16 protein-coding genes are annotated in these 19398 nt (G+C 43.9%); 15 read left to right on the plus strand and 1 reads right to left on the minus strand.

The annotated features are described in order from the left end of the window. Positions 1–191 precede the first annotated feature (191 nt). The 11 genes from DWW70_RS06995 (at position 192) to DWW70_RS07045 (ending at position 13913) form a co-directional block, all read left to right on the plus strand. On the plus strand, positions 192–893 hold the full coding sequence (locus tag DWW70_RS06995; RefSeq protein ID WP_118649530.1) for an RluA family pseudouridine synthase: 702 nt from the start codon (positions 192–194) through the stop codon (positions 891–893). Between the two features lie 143 nt (positions 894–1036). Continuing rightward, on the plus strand, positions 1037–2470 hold the full coding sequence (gene proS / locus DWW70_RS07000) for a proline--tRNA ligase (RefSeq protein WP_022217371.1): 1434 nt from the start codon (positions 1037–1039) through the stop codon (positions 2468–2470). A gap of 91 nt (positions 2471–2561) precedes the next feature. After that, positions 2562–3893, plus strand: a complete 1332-nt coding sequence (locus DWW70_RS07005) for a CCA tRNA nucleotidyltransferase (protein WP_022217370.1) — start codon at positions 2562–2564, stop codon at positions 3891–3893. 177 nt (positions 3894–4070) lie between these two features. Next, complete coding sequence (locus DWW70_RS07010) at positions 4071–5063, plus strand: spore coat protein CotS family (protein WP_022217369.1); 993 nt, start codon at positions 4071–4073, stop codon at positions 5061–5063. Positions 5064–5216: 153 nt separating this feature from the next. Continuing rightward, positions 5217–6968: a phospho-sugar mutase gene (locus tag DWW70_RS07015; protein WP_118649531.1), complete on the plus strand. Its 1752-nt coding sequence runs from the start codon at positions 5217–5219 to the stop codon at positions 6966–6968. A gap of 154 nt (positions 6969–7122) precedes the next feature. Beyond that, positions 7123–8823: a hypothetical protein gene (locus tag DWW70_RS07020; RefSeq protein ID WP_055222362.1), complete on the plus strand. Its 1701-nt coding sequence runs from the start codon at positions 7123–7125 to the stop codon at positions 8821–8823. Next, entirely contained in the window at positions 8820–9770 is a 951-nt protein-coding gene (locus tag DWW70_RS07025; protein ID WP_015534450.1) for a glycosyltransferase family 2 protein, read from the plus strand. The genes DWW70_RS07020 and DWW70_RS07025 overlap by 4 nt, the downstream gene beginning before the upstream one ends. Positions 9771–9963: 193 nt before the next feature. Next, complete coding sequence (locus DWW70_RS07030) at positions 9964–11370, plus strand: hypothetical protein (RefSeq protein ID WP_118649532.1); 1407 nt, start codon at positions 9964–9966, stop codon at positions 11368–11370. Further along, entirely contained in the window at positions 11358–11573 is a 216-nt protein-coding gene (locus tag DWW70_RS07035; protein ID WP_015534452.1) for a hypothetical protein, read from the plus strand. Before DWW70_RS07030 ends, DWW70_RS07035 begins: the two co-directional genes overlap by 13 nt. Before the next feature lie 122 nt (positions 11574–11695). Beyond that, complete coding sequence (locus DWW70_RS07040; RefSeq protein WP_118649533.1) at positions 11696–12847, plus strand: YIP1 family protein; 1152 nt, start codon at positions 11696–11698, stop codon at positions 12845–12847. Positions 12848–12989: 142 nt separating this feature from the next. Next, entirely contained in the window at positions 12990–13913 is a 924-nt protein-coding gene (locus DWW70_RS07045; RefSeq protein WP_055280386.1) for an AraC family transcriptional regulator, read from the plus strand. Positions 13914–14008: 95 nt separating this feature from the next. Here the strand turns inward: DWW70_RS07045 and DWW70_RS07050 are convergent, their stop codons facing one another. After that, entirely contained in the window at positions 14009–14776 is a 768-nt protein-coding gene (locus tag DWW70_RS07050; protein WP_015534455.1) for a YesL family protein, read from the minus strand. Between the two features lie 351 nt (positions 14777–15127). Here DWW70_RS07050 and DWW70_RS07055 point away from each other — a divergent pair, with 351 nt between their 5' ends. The 4 genes from DWW70_RS07055 to DWW70_RS07070 all read left to right on the plus strand — a co-directional run bounded on the left by DWW70_RS07055 (position 15128) and on the right by DWW70_RS07070 (position 19332). Then, entirely contained in the window at positions 15128–16432 is a 1305-nt protein-coding gene (locus DWW70_RS07055) for an ABC transporter substrate-binding protein (protein ID WP_118649534.1), read from the plus strand. Between the two features lie 115 nt (positions 16433–16547). Further along, entirely contained in the window at positions 16548–17534 is a 987-nt protein-coding gene (locus DWW70_RS07060; RefSeq protein ID WP_022217361.1) for a carbohydrate ABC transporter permease, read from the plus strand. A 15-nt stretch (positions 17535–17549) separates the two neighbouring features. Then, the gene (locus DWW70_RS07065; protein ID WP_004852646.1) at positions 17550–18392 is read left to right on the plus strand and encodes a carbohydrate ABC transporter permease; all 843 of its coding nucleotides are present in this window, start codon (positions 17550–17552) and stop codon (positions 18390–18392) included. Between the two features lie 235 nt (positions 18393–18627). Beyond that, the gene (locus DWW70_RS07070) at positions 18628–19332 is read left to right on the plus strand and encodes a hypothetical protein (RefSeq protein ID WP_055145898.1); all 705 of its coding nucleotides are present in this window, start codon (positions 18628–18630) and stop codon (positions 19330–19332) included. The last annotated feature ends 66 nt before the right edge of the window (positions 19333–19398 follow it).

Raw genomic sequence — 19398 nt, forward strand, 5'->3', positions numbered from 1 at the left:
AACATGCAGCGTTCATGCTTGCATGAAACGCTGCATGTTCATCGGATGGGCAGATATTCATGAGCATGTATGCCGATAGGCAGGAATGCGAATGAATGTGCGATTACGAGAGCCACGAAGTGGCGAAGTAATCGTAAGGCTTTCTTATCACAATTATAATAAGCCCCAGACGGCGAATGAGGAGAAAATAAATGAAATTAAACATTTTACATGAGGATAATGATATAATCGTGGCTGTAAAGCCATGTGGTGTGCCAACTCAGCCGGACAAGACCAATTCAGAGAGCATGGTGAGTATGCTCAAGCTCAGGATATACGAGAAGGAGAACAGAAAAGAGGAGCCATATCTTGTGCCTATACACAGACTGGACAGGCCTGTAGGCGGAGTTATGGTATTTGCCAAGACTCCTGAGGCGGCTGCAAATCTCTCAAAGCAGAGCGAGGATGGTTCTATGATGAAGTATTATCAGGCGATCCTCACTGGTGAGCTTTCAAATGACCAGGGAGTTTTGAAGGATTATCTTCTTCACGATACTAAGGACAATGTGACAAAGGTCGTGGACAAGGACACACCTGGAGCAAAGTATTCCGAGCTGGAATATGAGGTGCTGGATGTCATGGATACGGACGAGGGAGTTCTGTCATATATACTTGTTGAACTCATAACTGGAAGACATCATCAGATCAGGGCACAGTTTGCAAAGAGAAAGTGTGGAATCTGGGGTGACACAAAGTACAATCCTAAATTTCAGAGGACAAATAAGAAGTACAAGGAGATAGGACTTCACGCGTCCAGATTGGAATTTGACCATCCGACAACAGGGGAACACATGGTGTTCAAGCATGAGCCGGAGGGCGGAGCATTTGCCATTCTGGATCTGGATGAGTTTTAGTTAAAATGGTATTTACAGGGCGGATGTTGGCATGTTTCGTGTTGACATACGTCCTGAAATTTTGTAGATTAAAGAGTGTATGCATTAGGTAGTTCAGCTATGCAGCAGATATAGAATGTTTTAGAATTAAGGAGATAAATAAGATGGCAAACGATAAGAAGATGGTTGAAGCTATCACTTCCATGGATGAAGATTTTGCACAGTGGTATACAGACGTTGTCCTCAAGGCAGGACTTATCGCATATACCAACGTGAAGGGATGTATGGCTATCAAGCCCGCAGGATATGCAATCTGGGAACTTATACAGAAGCAGCTTGATGAGAGATTCAAGGCAACAGGCGTGGAGAATGTGTACATGCCTATGCTTATTCCAGAGAGCCTTCTTGAGAAGGAGAAGGATCACGTTGAGGGATTTGCACCTGAGGTAGCATGGGTTACTTATGGCGGACTCAATCCACTCACAGAGCGTATGTGTGTAAGACCTACATCAGAGACTTTGTTCTGTGATTTCTACAAGAATGATATCCAGTCATATCGTGATCTGCCAAGGGTATATAATCAGTGGTGTTCAGTTATGCGTTGGGAGAAGGAGACAAGACCATTCCTTCGTTCAAGAGAGTTCCTGTGGCAGGAGGGACACACTGCACATGCAACAGCCGAGGAGGCTGAGGCAAGAACAATACAGATGCTGAATCTGTATGCAGACTTCTGTGAGGATGTACTGGCTATGCCTGTTATCCGTGGACAGAAGACAGAGAAGGAGAAGTTCGCAGGAGCAGAGGCAACATACACAATAGAGGCACTTATGCACGATGGCAAGGCGCTCCAGTCAGGAACAAGCCATAACTTCGGAGACGGATTTGCCAAGGCATTTGGAATACAGTTTACAGACAAGGACAACAAGCTCAAGTATGTTCATCAGACGTCATGGGGTATGACAACAAGACTTATCGGAGCCATCATCATGGTTCACGGAGACAATTCAGGTCTTGTACTTCCTCCAAAGGTTGCTCCAACTCAGGTCATGATCATTCCTATCATGCAGAAGAAAGCAGGAGTGCTTGAGAAGGCAGCAGAGCTCCGTGAGAAGCTTGGAGCATTCAGAGTAAAGGTCGATGACAGCGACAAGAGCCCAGGCTGGAAGTTCTCAGAGCAGGAGATGAGAGGTATTCCTATCAGAGTTGAGATCGGACCAAAGGATATCGAGGCCAATCAGGCAGTTCTGGTACGCCGTGACACAAGAGAGAAGATCACAGTATCACTTGATGAGATAGATACAAAGGTTGGAGAGCTTCTTGAGACTATCCAGAAGGATATGTTCGAGAGAGCAAAGGCTCACAGAGATTCACATACACATGCAGCTCTTAACTGGGATGAGTTCAAGAATATCATCGACAACGAGCAGGGCTTTGTAAAGGCTATGTGGTGCGGCGAGACAGCTTGTGAGGAGGCTATCAAGGATGAGACAGGAGCATCCACAAGATGTATGCCATTTGCACAGGAGCATCTTTCAGATGTATGTGTACACTGCGGCAAGCCGGCCAAGAAGATGGTATACTTCGGAAGAGCATACTAAAATATAGATAATAATCATGTATAATAACTTCTTCAGCATTTTGCTGGAGAAGTTATTATTTTACAGATATAAAGATGCGGAGAGAAAATATATGAGAATAGACATTCCAGAGGGAGCAAATAAAGTTATAGAGGGTCTTGAGGCAGCAGGCTATGAGGCCTATATAGTCGGCGGCTGCGTGAGAGACAGCATACTCGGAAGAGAGCCGGGGGACTGGGATATCACCACATCTGCCAGACCTGAGCAGGTCAAGGAGATATTCAGGCGAACCGTAGATACAGGAATAGAGCATGGAACCGTAACAGTCATGATGGGCAAGGAAGGCTATGAGGTCACGACGTACAGGATAGATGGAGAGTACAGTGATCACAGGAGACCGGATCAGGTGGAGTTCACAGCCAGCCTTGAGGAGGATCTGAAGAGAAGAGACTTCACCATAAATGCCATGGCGTACAGCCACAGCAAGGGCATAATAGATATGTTTGGCGGTGTGCAGGATCTGAATGACAAGGTTATAAGAGCTGTCGGTGTGGCAAGGGACAGATTCGATGAGGATGCACTTAGGATACTCAGAGCCATAAGATTTGCGGGACAGCTTGGATTTGACATAGAGAGGGATACCCGAAAGGCCATGATCATCCAGGCACAGTACCTCAAGGATATAAGTGCGGAGAGGATCAGGGTGGAGCTCACAAAGCTCCTTGTATCAGATCACCCGGACAAGCTGCTCGAGGCCTATGTTACAGGGATCACTGCATATATCCTTCCTGAATTTGACAAGATGATGGAGCAGCCACAGAACAACCAGTATCACAGATACAATGTGGGTGTACACTCCATTGAGGCGGTTAAGAATATAAGAGCTGACGTCACCATGAGATGGGCGGCGCTTCTCCACGATATAGGCAAGCCATCCACACACACTGTGGACGAGAATGGAACAGATCACTTTTACGACCACCAGATCGCGGGAGTTCCACTGGCGGAGGCGGTTCTCAGAAGACTGAAGTTTGACAACAATACCATCAAGGACGTGTGCAAGCTGGTGAGATGGCATGACTTTGGCATGGGCTGCGTTCCGAAGAAGAATACCATCAGGAAGCTTCTCGGAGAGGTTGGAAAGGATTTCTTCCCATATATAATCGAGATCAAGAAAGCCGATATGGCTGCCCAGAGCGATTACAAGCTGGAGGAGAGACAGAGCCAGCTTGCGGAGCTTGAGAAGAAATATGAAGAGATCGTGGCAGATGCTGACTGCGTCAGGATCAAGGACCTCAAGGTAAATGGCGGAGACCTCATAAAGCTGGGAATAAAGCCGGGACCTCAGATGGGCGAGATACTTCAGAAACTGCTGGATATGGTTATAGAAGACCCGGAGAAGAACGACAGGGAATATCTTATTGAACAGGTCAAAATGATGTAAGGAGTACGTATTTCCCATATCATATAAAAAAGAATTATTGGATGATGCGATAACAGTCGTAAAAAAATCCGGTAAAATATAATAACTTAAGAATGAATCTTAACAGCCCCTCATACAATAATTTAGCAGGTTATTATTGCTATAAAGTGAGCGACAGTTGTAGGAGGGGGTTTTTATTTGGCTGAAAAAATGGGTGAAGTGTATGAAGCATACGATATGGAAGTACAGGGAACGGGCAGAGGCAGAGGTGCTGTGATCCTGATGACGGACAAGGGGGTCAGACAGGTGTCATCCTTGAATGGAACTGACGAGAGGCTTCAGCAGGAGAAGGAATTCAAGGATAAGATATATGAAAAGGGCTTCTGTAATATAGACCGGGTCGTGGCCAACAGAGAAGACGAGCTGGTGACCTGCGACAGGTATGGAAATCCATTTGTGTGCAGGGAATATTTCCAAGGGCGGGAGTGTAATGCATCAAGCATAAGGGATCTTGAGAAAGCAGTTATAAATCTGGCGTGGTTTCACAGAGCCGGAAGGGAACTGTACATGGAGGAGAATACGTCATACACAAAAAAAACTCCGGGAAATCTGGACAGAAAGGTAAATGAGCTTCGCAGGATAAGAAATTTTGTCAGCAGGAGAACCCTGAAGAATGATTTTGAGATGCTGTACATAAAGACATTTGATTATTTTTACAGCCAGGCAGAGAAGTGCCTGTCGCTGTTTCAGGATAATTTCACATACAACGACAAATGGCTTGGCTATTGTCACGGCTCGTATAATTATCACAGCGTGATGTTTTGTGATGGATACATAGCAACCATAAATTTTGACCGGTTCCATGTGGGATACCAGCTCATGGATCTGTACCAGTTTCTCCGCAAAGCCATGGAGAAGAACAGGTATGATATCGCCATGGCGAAGGACATTCTGAGTGCGTACAGTCAGATCAATTATCTTGAACATGAGGATTATGAATTCATATATCTTATGTACAGTTTCCCGGAGAAGTTCTGGAAGATAAGTAACCGGTATATGAACACCAGAAAGAGCTACATATCCCCGGTTTTGATGGAAAAACTCCAAAAAGTTATCGAAGATGACCAAGAAAAGCTCAAAATTTTGAGTGAAATTAACGATACCTATGGACTTCACAAGCTGACAAATTAAGAGTATAATGTTGGGGCGTGGATAATAATTGAGTTAGACACGTGATACTGAATTGTGATGTATTTTACAGATGGTTTTTTCGTGTGTGTGTTTTCCATTTGTAGGATGCTCTATGGGTAACATAAAGCAATAGATTTCACAGGAGGCAAAATGATGAGCGATTATAATTACAAGGACGTGTATGAGCAGTGGGTGAACAATCCTTTGTTTGGTCAGGAAACCAAGGATGAGCTCTTAGCGATCAAGGACGACGAGAAAGAGATAGAAGAAAGATTCTATTGTGATCTTGTATTTGGAACAGCCGGACTTCGAGGCATCATCGGAGCTGGTACTAACAGAATGAACATATATGTAGTGCGCAAGGCTACACAGGGACTTGCAAACTACATCATCAAGGCGGGCAAGCAGGACAAAGGTGTGGCAATAGCTTATGATTCAAGAAGAATGTCACCTGAGTTCTCTATGGAGGCAGCTCTCTGCCTGGCAGCAAATGGCATAAAGGCTTACAGATTCGAGTCACTTAGACCGACACCTGAGCTTTCATTTGCAGTGAGATATCTGGACTGTGTAGCTGGTATCAATGTAACAGCATCACACAACCCACCAGAGTACAATGGATATAAGGTATACTGGGAGGATGGCGCACAGATCACACCACCTCATGACCAGGGAATCATGGCCGAGGTAAAGGCCATCACAGATTTCGCAGATACAAAGACCATGGACATGGTAGAGGCAAAGAAGAAGGGGCTTCTTGTAACTATCGGTTCAGAGGTTGATGACGCATACATGGGCGAGCTCAAGAAGCTCATTCTCAATCAGGATGCAATTGACAAGTATGGTAAGGATCTCAAGATAGTGTACACACCACTTCACGGAACAGGCAACATCCCTGTAAGAAGGATTCTCAAGGAGATCGGATTTGAGAATGTGTACGTGGTTCCTGAGCAGGAGCTTCCGGATGGAGATTTCCCAACAGTTGAGTATCCAAACCCAGAGGCAAAGGAAGCATTTGCACTGGCACTCAAGCTGGCAAAGGAGGTCGATGCAGATCTCGTTCTGGCAACAGACCCTGATGCCGACAGACTCGGATGCTATGCCAAGGATTCCAAGACAGGTGAGTACAAGGTATTCACAGGTAACATGTCAGGAAGCTTACTCTGCGAGTATGAGGTAAGCCAGATGAAGGAGAAGAATGGCAGCCTTCCAGCAGACGGAGCAATCATCAAGACTATCGTTACTACCAACATGGTAGATGCTATAGCAAAGTATTATGGAACAGATCTCATCGAGTGTTTCACAGGTTTCAAGAACATTGGCCGTGAGATCCTCAGATTTGAGCAGACAGGCAAGGGAACATACCTCTTCGGATTCGAGGAGAGCTACGGATGCCTGATCGGAACCCACGCAAGAGACAAGGATGCCGTTGTTGCAACTATGGCTCTCTGTGAGGCAGCAGCTTACTACAGAGGTCAGGGCAAGACTCTCTGGGATGCGATGATGGATATGTACGAGAAGTACGGATATTATGTAGATGACATCAAGACCGTAACACTCAAGGGTGTTGAGGGATCTAAGAAGATCGGACACATCATGAATATCCTCCGTGCAAATGTACCTGAGGATGTTGCAGGCTACAAGACAAAGGTAGTTCGTGACTACCGTCTTGAGTATATAAGAAACATCGAGACAGGCGAGGTTAAGCCTACCGGTTTCCCTAATGCAAATGTACTCTACTATGAGCTTGAGAACGATGCATGGCTTGCAGTAAGACCTTCAGGAACTGAGCCAAAGATCAAGTTCTACTACGGAGTAAAGGGTTCATCATACGATGAGGCACAGAAGGAGTCAGCAGCATTTGGTGACAAGGTCATGGATCTTATCTACGATATACTTGAAAAGTAATAAAGAAAAATAATCATAAACAAACGGATTGTTACAGTGACGTATAATATACGGTCACAATGTAGCAGTCCGTTTTTTATTTTAAAATAAATTAAGTATACAAAGGAGGTAAACTGCTCTTATTATATGGGCAAAGACAGTGGGAGAATAGATTATGACAGAGAGTGTAAAGAAAAATAAAGAAATCAGGACAAATCGGTATTTCTGGATCGCATGCATAGTGCTGGTGTTACTGCAGTATGGACTGTGCATCCACTACGGGCTTAAGAGACAGTATCTGTTTTGTGATGAGGTGTACAGCTATGGCCTTGCAAACTCCACGGACAAGACTTTTCTCCATCCGGGAGAGGACAACACGCCACTTGATGAGTGGGTGACGGGGTCATATTTTGAGAACTATATGAATTATAACGATGATTCATTCAACTACAGTGCGGCATACAGAAATCAGGAAAATGATGTCCACCCGCCGGTATATTATATGCTGCTGCATACGGTGTGCTACTTTTTCAAAGGAGCGGGATACAGTGCAGTTCCGGGAATAGTGCTCAACCTCATACTCCTGATATTTGTGGATATTCTTCTGTTGTATGTGGCGGCATATCTGCTTGGAAACAGATGGTATGGACTGATGGCGGCAGCTCTGTGGGGCGTATCATCGGTGGGCATAAGCAACTGTATGCTCATACGGATGTATCTTCTTCAGACCTTGAATGTATTGCTGCTGACGGCGGTTCATGTATATATACTGAGACATAAAAAGAAGATGACCGTGCCGTATTTTATATTGCTGGCACTGGCGGTCATGTTCGGCGGACTCACACACTATTATTTCTACTTCTATGTTGCCGGACTTGGATTGTGTGTATGTATATACCTGCTGTATATGCGAAAGGTAAAGCAGATGTTTGCGTATGGCTTTAGTCTTGTTGCTGGACTTGGTGCGGCAATAGCGGTATTTCCCGCGACGATAAAGCACATATTTGGTTACAGGGGAAGCTATGCTACCGATAATCTGATAGGACTTTCCGGTCACAAATTCTTATATTATATCAGTTATATAAACAGGTCGTATTTTGCAGGACTGCTTCCGCTGATCGTGCTTGTGGCACTGGTGCTCATCGTGGCAAGGATAGTGCTTTCATTTGTGGATATAAAGATATCCTTGGTCAGGGAAAATGATGGATTATCCTACAGAGTATGTATACACAGGAGAGATATAGATGCGGACAGAACAGGAAGGATAGAGTCACGCTCACTGTTATTGGCGGGGGTTATCGTGGCTGACGCCGTTCTTGCATTTGTGGGAATACAGGGGTCCGAGCTTGTAAATGCAAGATATATTTACTCGGCACTTCCTATAGTGGCTGTGTTTATGATATGGTGTATGATGAAGCTGGTTCCAGTAATAACCAGGAAGAGATGTGCAGTTGTAACCGCTGTCATATGCCTGGTATTATGTGCAGGCAGTATAGCTGTAAAGGGTATAGACTGGCAGTACATGGGCTACAGCGACTGGAGCACAGCCTTGGAGGAGATGAAGGGACAGGACTGTATCATACTGTGTCACGGAGATGGCAAATGGAACAACGTGTACGCGGGAATGAACGTATTTTCCCAGATGGGAAGATGCCGGTATGTGTACGAGGATGATATAGACAGCATCGCTGATCTGGTGAAGGACTGCGGCGATGAGATATATGTGGCGGTCATCAATGATCCAAAATTTGAAGAGAAAAAGATACACAAGATGACTGAGAAAATAGCAGAGATAACAAAGTATACAAAGAAATCTATAGAATACAGATTTTCAGGAATACGAATTTATAAATTTAAAGCAGGTGAAACAAAATGAAAAAAGTTAGTTTGATAATTCCATGCTATAACGAAGAGCAGGCTCTTCCGATATTTGCAGGGGAGCTGGACAAGGTGAGACAGGAACTCAGACAGTATGATTTTGAGGTTCTTATGGTAAATGATGGTTCGTCGGATAAGACTCTTGAGACCATGAAAAAGATCTCAGAGGAATACGATTATTTCAAGTATTTGTCATTTTCCAGAAACTTTGGTAAGGAGGCTGCAATGTATGCGGGCTTCTGCAATGCAGATGGGGATTACGTGGCGGTGATGGATGCCGACATGCAGGATCCGCCAAGTCTGCTCCCGGAGATGCTCGGTATACTTGAGCAGGGAGAATATGACAGTGTGGCGACCAGAAGAGTCACCAGAAAGGGCGAGCCGCCGATAAGATCTTGGTTTGCGCGGATGTTCTACAAGATCATCAACAAGATATCCGACGCCGATGTCGTGGATGGCGCCAGGGATTTCAGGCTTATGAAGGCAGAGATGAAGGATGCCATCGTGTCGATGTGCGAGTACAACAGATTTTCCAAGGGAATATTTGGCTGGATCGGGTTCAGGACAAAATGGCTGGAATACGAGAATGTGGAGAGAGTTGCGGGCGAGACGAAGTGGAACTTCTGGAAGCTTTTCAAATACGCACTGGACGGAATAATCAACTTCTCCGAGGCGCCGATGAGTATAGCTTCAGGATTTGGAATATTTTGTACATTTGTCGCATTCGTCATGATGCTGTTCTTCTTCATAAGAAAGCTGGTGTGGGGAGACCCTGTTGCGGGATGGCCGTCACTTGTGTGCATCATACTGTTTGTATCAGGACTCCAGTTCCTGTGCATAGGAATAATGGGTAAATATATCGCCAAGACATATATGGAGACCAAGGGAAGACCACATTATATAATTTCCGACACCAATAAAGACGACGTGAATAAGATAAATTGATAACATTATGAAGCTGTATTGTGATGGAATGGTTATGATACAGCTTTATTTGGATGATAAGACGTTTTATGTAATATTTACATCCGTTACAGGTACATATAGTTGTAATTTGACTACTTGATAGCTTATAATTTAGATGATACAGTTTTAGTCAAATGGGGCTTATGTTTGGTAGACATGGGGGTAACATGCAATGAATCTTACAGTAAAATGTCCATCCTGCGGCGGTGTTGTGGTACTGAATCCTAAGACGAGGCAGCTGCAGTGTACGCAGTGTGATTCGGTGATCAGCAGAGGCATAGGAGAAGAAAACTCTGCCATGGTCAGGAATGAGGATGGAGAGCTTGTAGATAAGAGAAGCTATAAGGCAATTCAGAAGATTGCCAGAATAAAAAGATACATAACGGATGCCACGGATACGATATACACATTGGATGAGATCAATATTGGAAAGGATGATGAATCACCAAGGTATATGGATATGAATCTATATGAATGTACATCCTGTGGTGCAAGACTTATGGTGAAATCCACGGAAACTTCCAGTTTCTGTGCGTATTGCGGGCAGCCGATGATATTGGTTGACAGAGTTAAGGATGAACTGGAGCCGGACCTTATTATTCCATTTGGAATTTCTCAGAAGAGAGCAGAACAGCTTATACGTGACAGGTTCTGTAAGGGGTGGTTTGTTCCGGATGAGATAAAGAAATTTGAGATTGATAAGATACGAGGAATATATATACCATATTGGCTGGCATCTTATCATGTTAGAAAAAAGCTCAAGTATGTATTTCAGGAGAATGAAAAAGGCGAGCGCGTTAGTAATTATGAAAAATGCTTTGGTTCTATAGCAGCAGTTGCACAGAAAACTGCAGACAAAACAGTCACACACAATTGTATGAGAGATTGTGAGTGTACAGTTCCAAGGGTACCTGGTGATGCAACAAGAAGATTGAATGATCACATTTCGGCAAGACTGGAGCCTTATGATTTAGAGAAGGCTTTGACGTTTTCTCCAGAATATCTGTCCGGATTTTACACGGACAGGTACGATGTACCAGCTGCCGAGATCGCAGCCGTTGCAAAGAGAAAGAGCAATGATGCGGTGAAGGAAGAGATGATGAGCGATGTTCCGAAAAACGCCCGGATTACTGAGGAAAAAACGGATATAAAGATGACAGATATCGAGTATGCATTGCTGCCAGCGTGGTTCATGACTTTTCGTTATCAGGGAATACTCTATACCGTGGCGGTGAATGGGCAGACCGGCAAGGTCGTGGGAAATGTCCCATCCAACAGATTTAAGGTTGGGGCATCCATAGCGATACTTATGACAGTGATGGTTGTGCTTTGTACATATGTATCTGTATTTGTTGGGGGACTTATGACGGATCTGTATAGGATAAGTGCAGGTGTGGGTGATTCAGGTGGAGCTTTTATGGTATTTTCCGTGTATGTGGCCGGAGTTATATATAGTTTGGTGAGTTTCTGGCGTGCGATCAACAAGCTTCACAGATCTAGAATAGATATTCACAGATTCAGAAGCTATGGCACTATAGAATACGTTAAGGAAAGGCAGGATAAGACATGGGTTCGATAGTATTTTTGTATGTTGCAATAGGTATCGTGTGCGGGATATGCTTAACGGTATCCATAGTGATTTCTGCTCTTGTAAGATCCAACAATATTGGACAGAATGAGGAGAAGAAAGCGGAATACGTTGATTATACTACATTTGTGTATCATGCAAAGTATGACAGCCACAGCCCGATTAACTATTTCGATGGATATTATAAGGATTGAGTCAGATCCTTCGATATCGCACAGAAGTTTATAGAGCAATGATATGATGACAAAACCAGGGGGATTTGGTATCATATTTTTGATATATTTTCACACAGGCAAAGGAATTGGAGGTAACAGGAATGAACGAGAATCAGGATCAGCAGTTTAGTCAGCCACAGGGAGAACAGCAGGTGGCAGATCAGGCACAGACAAATCAGCAGGCGGCGGAGAACAGCCAGCCACAGGCAGATCAGCAGGCAGCGGCTTACAGCCAGCCGCAGATGAGTCAGCAGGGAGTGTACAATCAGCAAGGCTATGGCCAGCAGATGAACCAGCAGGGTGCATACAATCAACAGGGTTACGGCCAGCAGATGAACCAGCAGGGTGCATACAACCAGCAGGGCTACGGTCAGCAGATGAACCAGCAGATGTATAATCAGCAGGGTTATGGCCAGCAGATGAACCAGGGAGCATACAATCAGCAGGGCTACGGTCAGCAGATGAACCAGCAGATGTATGGTCAGCAGGGCTACGGCCAGCCACAGATGAACCAGCAGATGTACGGCCAGCAGGGCTATGCACAGCCACAGCCGAAGAAGCCATCAGCAGTGGGCAATATGATAAATGATCTTCTCAAGAATGTGATAGGTCTTTTCAAGAGCCCTGCAGATACAGCGGGTGAGATGGTTCAGAGTGACAACATGGTTCCTGGCGGAATACTTGCAGGAGTAAATGCCATCCTCTCACTTATATTTGTAACTGTCGGATTCCTCATAATGGGATTTGACTTTGGCGATTCAATAGCAAAGGGATTCTACATGTTCTTCTTCACTATAATCGCAGCAGTCATCATGACAGCAGCGGTATTTATCGCCGGAGGAATTATATTCAAGGGTGGAATCACATTTGGAAAAGCACTTAACGCCGTTGGTGTATTTGCACTTTATGAGGCAATAGCAATGGTTGCAGGAATCATATTTGAGATCATCTCAGCACTCTTCCACAAGGTTGATTTCCTCAGCGGAATCATCGGAGGCTTTGGATACATACTCTTCCTCGGAATAAGCCTTTGCGGAATCGTGATCGCAGCTCATGCGTTATTCGATAACCTTGAGACAAATGACAACTCAAAGATATTTGCAGTTATCGCTGCTATAGTTATCTCAGTATTCCTCATCACTGTTATAGATAACATCGCAGAAAAGATATTCAGTGACAGCGCAACATGTGCAGAGCAGGTACTCAGCTACTTCAAGAACGCTGCAACAGTATTTGGTTACCGTCACTGGTAAGACATAATTTATAAATATTTTACGGGAAGCAGACAGATCTGAAAATTGACAGGTTTGTCTGCTTTTGTTAAAATATAAAGGTGTTTTTGGTGTTAACTTATATAAAAGGGTGGCAAAGATATGGTAAAGGAAAGGACGGGTTATGGTAAGAAAGGTTGGTTTAACTGACAGTGTTGGTTTTGCTTGTCTGGAAGATCTACAGTTGTCGAACTCCTATATGTGGGGTACCGCAATCAGTCTGGACTATTGTGGCAGAGAGGATTGTATAAAAGGCTGGAAGTTTGGTCCATACGTCAGAGAATCATATGTTATCCATATGGTAAAGAAGGGCAAGGGTACATTTACAATTGCGGGGAAGACTTATGAACTGGGACCTGGACAGGCGTTTATCATCAGACCTGGTGAGGAGACTACTTACAGGGCTGACGATGATGATCCATGGAGCTACATGTGGGTTGGATTTCATGGCTACAGAGCTGAAGATTTTATTGAGGCGATGGGGTATGTAAAGGGCTCACCTATCATCAAGATAGAGCAGATGGATACGTGTGCAGAATGTATCAACAAGATGCTCGAATATTCCCAGATCACACGTATAAACGAGGTGAAGAGAATGAGTGCACTGATGCTTCTCTTCGCAACCATTATGGAGGATAATGCCTCCGATGCGCAGGAAGATGATAACATTGAGTATCCAAGTAAGATATATGTAAAGGCTGCTGTCGACTTCATAACAGAGAAGTACATGAACAAGATCAAGATCGATGACATTGCGGATTTCATAGGAATCAGCAGAAGTCATCTGACAGGAAGCTTCAAGAAGGAGATGGGTGTATCTCCTCAGGAGTATCTTATCAACTTCAGATTGGAGAAAGCTGCAAGTCTTCTCCGGTCATCAAAGGAACAGATCAATATAATCGCATATCAGTGTGGTTATGAGGATTCTCTTTCTTTCTCCAAAGCATTCAAGCAGAAGTTTGGAATGAGTCCTAAGTCATTCAGGAATCTTGAGGTTGAGCTTGAGACGAAGGATGCCAAGTTTGGACATGAGGCTTCGAAGCTGTAAGATATAATTGAATCAAAAAATTTGAATTAAGCAAAAGGCGGGTGTGCGATTTGTCGCACATCCGCCTTTGCTGTATTTACGATATACGGTAAAAACTACTGTCTGCCATGATATGAATTGTCAACGATAAGCTTCTTGGTCACCTTTGTGGATTCGGGATTATCCTCATCTGATTCAGATGTCTGGTCATCGCTGTGCATCCATGAAGCAGGATCGTCGTCCGTGTACTTCTTTGTGACCTCATCCAGATATGGGGTGAATGCCTTCAAAAACATGAATGATGATACATATGCTATAAGGCCAAAGCCACATACTATAAACACGAATATACCTACCATGAATACCTGAGTGCTGGATAGCAGAACATATGCAGGCAGAGTGTAGAGAACCATGATCACTATTGTAAATATGAAGTTCTTGGCCGCCAGGTAAATGGACTGCAAGAGAAGGTTCTTCAATGTGTTCTTAAATGCACTTATGACAGGGAACAGGTAAATTGCGATGAAGCATGTCAATATCATAAGCACGACACTGGTGTAGTACATGAGCTTGTTCTCCTGTGGACCACCCTTGCCAAAAAGGTTGAAATCCAGAGTGAATATAAATGATATAAGAAGGAATAGCAGCCATGAAATCGTTGACTGTTTGAAATTATCCTTGAAGCCTTTGAAGAATAATTTCACTACACCTCCATTTTCGCCTGTCCTCTGCTTCTTTAACAGAGTGAAATACATTGCGCTCATGGAAGCTCCCATGGTGACTATGGGAATACTACACAATATAAATAGAATGTTCACTATTATAATATCGCCGAGCGTTCCAAAAAATCTGGAAAACCAGCCGTCACTGTTGAAAATGTTCATAAAATTCCTCCTGATGTAAAAAGTGATAATATCGTTTGTTTAACTATAGCACAAAAAGGTATGCCAATATATAGCGAATTTTACAATTTACCATATGTATTCTACATTTTACTATAAAATAGCACAAAAACAGCGAACTTAACTACTTAAAAATATACATTTGTGACAAAAACCCATGATATTTTGACATTTTTCCATGTGAAAATGTTCACCAAAATTTTGTAAGTCAATCATAGAAAGCACACAGAACGCCGTAAGGCGAACCGGCAGAACAGGACGCAGAATTCAGGGTATGAAAGAGAATGTGGGTGTCGTAAATCCTGCCGGTGATGTAAAAAGGAGGAAGGTTTTATGAGAAGAACATTAAAGAAAACAGTAGCAGTTGGACTTGCAGCAGCAACAGCATTTTCACTTTGCGCATGTGGCGGAAGCGGCGACGGAAGCAAGAGCGGCAGCAAGGATTCACTTGAGGTAGTTATCTGGGATAACAACCAGCAGAAGGGTCTGCAGCAGATATGTGATCTCTTCACAGAAGAGACAGGCATCAAGGTTGATGTACAGGTTAAGGAGTGGGATTCATACTGGACACTTCTTGAGGCTGGAGCATCAGGTGGAGATATGCCGGATGTATTCTGGATGCACTCCAACAACTCACAGATGTACATGAAGAACAACAAGCTCTTAAAGCTCGATGACTACATTGAGAAGAGCGATAAGGTTGATATGAGCAACTACATGCCAGAGATTACAGAGCTCTACACATATGATGGCTCATATTACGCAGTACCAAAGGATTACGATACAATCGCTCTCTGGTACAACAAGAAGATGTTTGATGATGCAGGACTTTCTTATCCAGATGAGACATGGACATGGGATGACCTCTATGAGGCAGCTAAGAAGCTCACAACTGGCGACAAGTACGGTTTCTGTATGAACACATCAAACGATCAGGACACATACTACAACATGGTTTACTCAATGGGCGGTTACATCGTAAATGATGATCACACAAAGTCAGGATACGATGATGCCAACACTATCAAGGCTATGGATTATGTAGGAAAGCTCCTCGAGGATTGCTGCCCACCGGCAACAACAATGTCAGAGACAGGTACAGACGTTTTGTTCCAGTCAGGTACAGTAGCAATGATCACACAGGGTTCATGGATGACAGCAGGATTCCTTGACAACGAGTATCTCGTTGAGAACTGTGACGTAGCAATTCTTCCATACGACAAGACAACAGGTAAGAGAACTTCTATCTGTAACGGACTTGGATGGGCTGCATCAGCAGACACAAAGAGACCAGATGACTGCTGGAAGCTTATCGAGTGGTTAGGTTCAAAGGAGATGCAGGAGAAGCAGGCTGAGCTTGGTGTAACAATGTCAGCTTACAACAACACATCAGACAAGTGGGTTAACTGCACAGACAAGTTCAACCTCAACGCTTACCTTGACATCACAAAGGATTCAACAGTAGCAGGTGTTACAAATGAGCTCGTGCTCAGACCTTACACATACAACTCAACAGTTTGGTCACAGGCAGCACAGACATTCTTCGCAGATGCATGGGCAGATCCATCAAAGATGGAGCAGTCATGTAAGGACTTCGCAGTTCAGATGAACCAGTACATCGATGAGGAAGACAAGTAATCCTACAGAGCATTTATAAGATAACATAACAGTGGGTAGGATGAAGGTCCTGCCCATTGCTTACCAGAAACAATGGGGTGTTAATTACAGTATAAATGATAAGAGGAGGGATTTTATGTCAGATAACAACAAGAAAGTTGAAGAAAAAGCGGCTGAGATAATTCAGGCTACAGAGACACAGACAGTTAAGCCGGCAGCAGCAGAAGATAAAGAGTTCAAGAAAAAGAAGTCAACAACATGGGAAAGAAACCAGCGCAAATGGGGCTGGGCATTCATCCTCCCAACAATGATAGGAATCATCGTACTTAACTTATGGCCTATAGTACAGACGATATATCAGTCATTCTGCAAGGTCGGTTCATTCGGAGATTCATCATTTGCAGGATTTGCAAATTACAAGAAGATGTTTGCTGACCCTGAGGTATGGCAGTCACTTCTCAATACATTCAAGTATGCGATCATTGAGGTTCCATTCTCAATCGCAATTGCACTTATACTTGCAGTATTCCTGAATCGTAAGATGCATGGAAGAACAATATACAGAGCAATATTTTTCCTGCCAATGGTAGTTGCACCAGCAGCCGTAGCCATGGTATGGAGATGGTTATACAATTCACAGTTCGGTCTGTTAAACCACATCCTTGGTGCAAAGATCGAGTGGATATCCAATCCAAAGATCGCATGGATCTCAGTTGCGATCATCGGTGTTTGGTCGATTATAGGTTACAACATGGTTCTGTTCCTTGCAGGACTTCAGGAGATACCTAAGGATTACTACGAGGCAGCAGATATTGACGGAGCATCAGGAGTAAGAGCATTCTTCAAGATCACTCTTCCACTTCTCTCCCCTACAGTATTCTTCGTACTCGTAACAAGAGTAATCGGAGCACTTCAGGTATTCGACCTTGTATACATGGTAATGGATATTTCCAATCCGGCTCTCAAGAAGACAGAGTCCATCGTATATCTGTTCTACCAGTACTCATTCCAGAATGGTAACAAGGGTTATGGATCAGCAATAGTAGTTCTTCTTCTCGCAGTCATCATGGTACTTACAGTATTCCAGATGATCGGTCAGAAGAAGTGGGTTCATTATAACTAGGAAGGGGGAATCGATATGACAAGAGGCGTACAGTTTAAGAGAAGAATGCAGAGATTATTGATTCACCTCATTCTGATCATATTCTCAATCATTATGATAGTGCCATTTGTATGGATGACACTCACAGCATTTAAGACAGTAACAGAGGCAACTTCGGTAAGTCCATTCGTAATATTCCCATCACAGTGGCGTACAGACGCGTTCACTACTGTTTGGAATAACATGAACTTCCTTGTTCTCTACAAGAACACATTATTGCTCATATTCTTCAGAGTTGTGTGTGCATGTCTCACAGCAACACTCGCAGGATATGCATTTGCAAGACTTAAGTTCAAGGGCAGAGACTTTATGTTCTCCCTGATACTTTTCCAGATGATGATTCCTTCACAGATATTCATCATCCCACAGTTCCTGATGATCAGTAAGATGGGCATGACAAATACAATGTTTGCTCTGGTATTCCCGGGAATTGTAACAGCGTTCGGTACTTTCCTGCTCAAGCAGGCTTACATGGGACTTCCTGGAGATCTCGAGGAGGCAGCGAGACTTGACGGATGTAACATTCCAAAGACATTCGTGTTTGTCATGGCTCCGCTTGCAAGATCATCGATGGTTGCCCTCGGTATATTCACAGCAGTGTTCGCATTCAAGGATCTGATGTGGCCACTGGTTGTAAACAGCAGTGCAAACAAGATGCCGCTCTCAGCAGCTCTTGCAACAATGCAGGGACAGTATCAGTCCAATTATCCACAGCTGATGGCTGCATCTCTTATATCATGTATACCAATGATCGTTATATACCTGATATTCCAGAAGCAGTTCGTAGAAGGTATCGCAACATCAGGTGGAAAGCTCTAAAGAAAGTTAAAGAAGATATTATATATGACCACAGGGTGACGTCAGTTACTGACGCCACCCTTGTGAAATATATCGTAAATACGAAGTATTTACGATGCTGCAGACGCCGCGCGAAGCGCCTCTCATGCGTCTGTTCCAAAATATATCGTAAATACGAAGTATTTACTATGCCGTGGACGCCGCGCGAAGCGCCTCTCACGCGTCCACTCAACACAGAAACAAAAGGAGGACGTCTATGAGAAAGCCGATAATCACGGAAGAAGAAAAACAGAAGATCAAAGAGATGGACTCCACCCGCAAAAAAATAGGATATATCTGGGATTATTACAAGCTTTGGATAATCGGTGCGGTCGTTCTCGTGGGACTTGTAGTGTATTTCACTGTTGTGTTTGCAACGAGGGAGGACAAGCCGATACTGGATGTCGTCCTTGTGAACAACTACGATGATGTTTCAGAGGACTGCAGGCTGACACAGGGATTTGTGTCGTATGTAGGGGAAGAAAATCTCCCGGGAAGGGTTACGTTTGACAACAATGCATTTTTTAATCTGGCAAATAACTCAGATTATAAGAACAGTTACTATATGAAGGTGCTGGCATACCTTGAGGCGGACACTGCTCAGGCAGTCTTGTGCCAGTATGACAATCTCATAGGTCTGGCGAAGAGCGGCAGACTTGCAGACCTGTCGGATGAGAAGGTCGGCGATATATATGATAAGTATAAGGATAGGATAATTTATTACGAGGATGAAGAGGGGAAGAAGATACCTGTCGGAATAGATGTATCTGAAGGATACAAGGCGGCAGGACTTACTGAGTACACAGATGGCAAGGCATATATTGGATTGTCAGCATATGCGGCGGATTATGGATATGTGGAGAAATTTGTGGACTACATGGTGGAACTTGGAATACAATCCGGCGGAGCTGGTTGTAGATAAATTATGAGGAAAGACCAGTCAAATGAAATTTGGCTGTAGAGAAACTGGAGATCACGAAAAGGAGGA

This window comes from Coprococcus sp. AF16-5 (assembly GCF_003479365.1).
Lineage (GTDB): Bacteria > Bacillota > Clostridia > Lachnospirales > Lachnospiraceae > Coprococcus > Coprococcus aceti.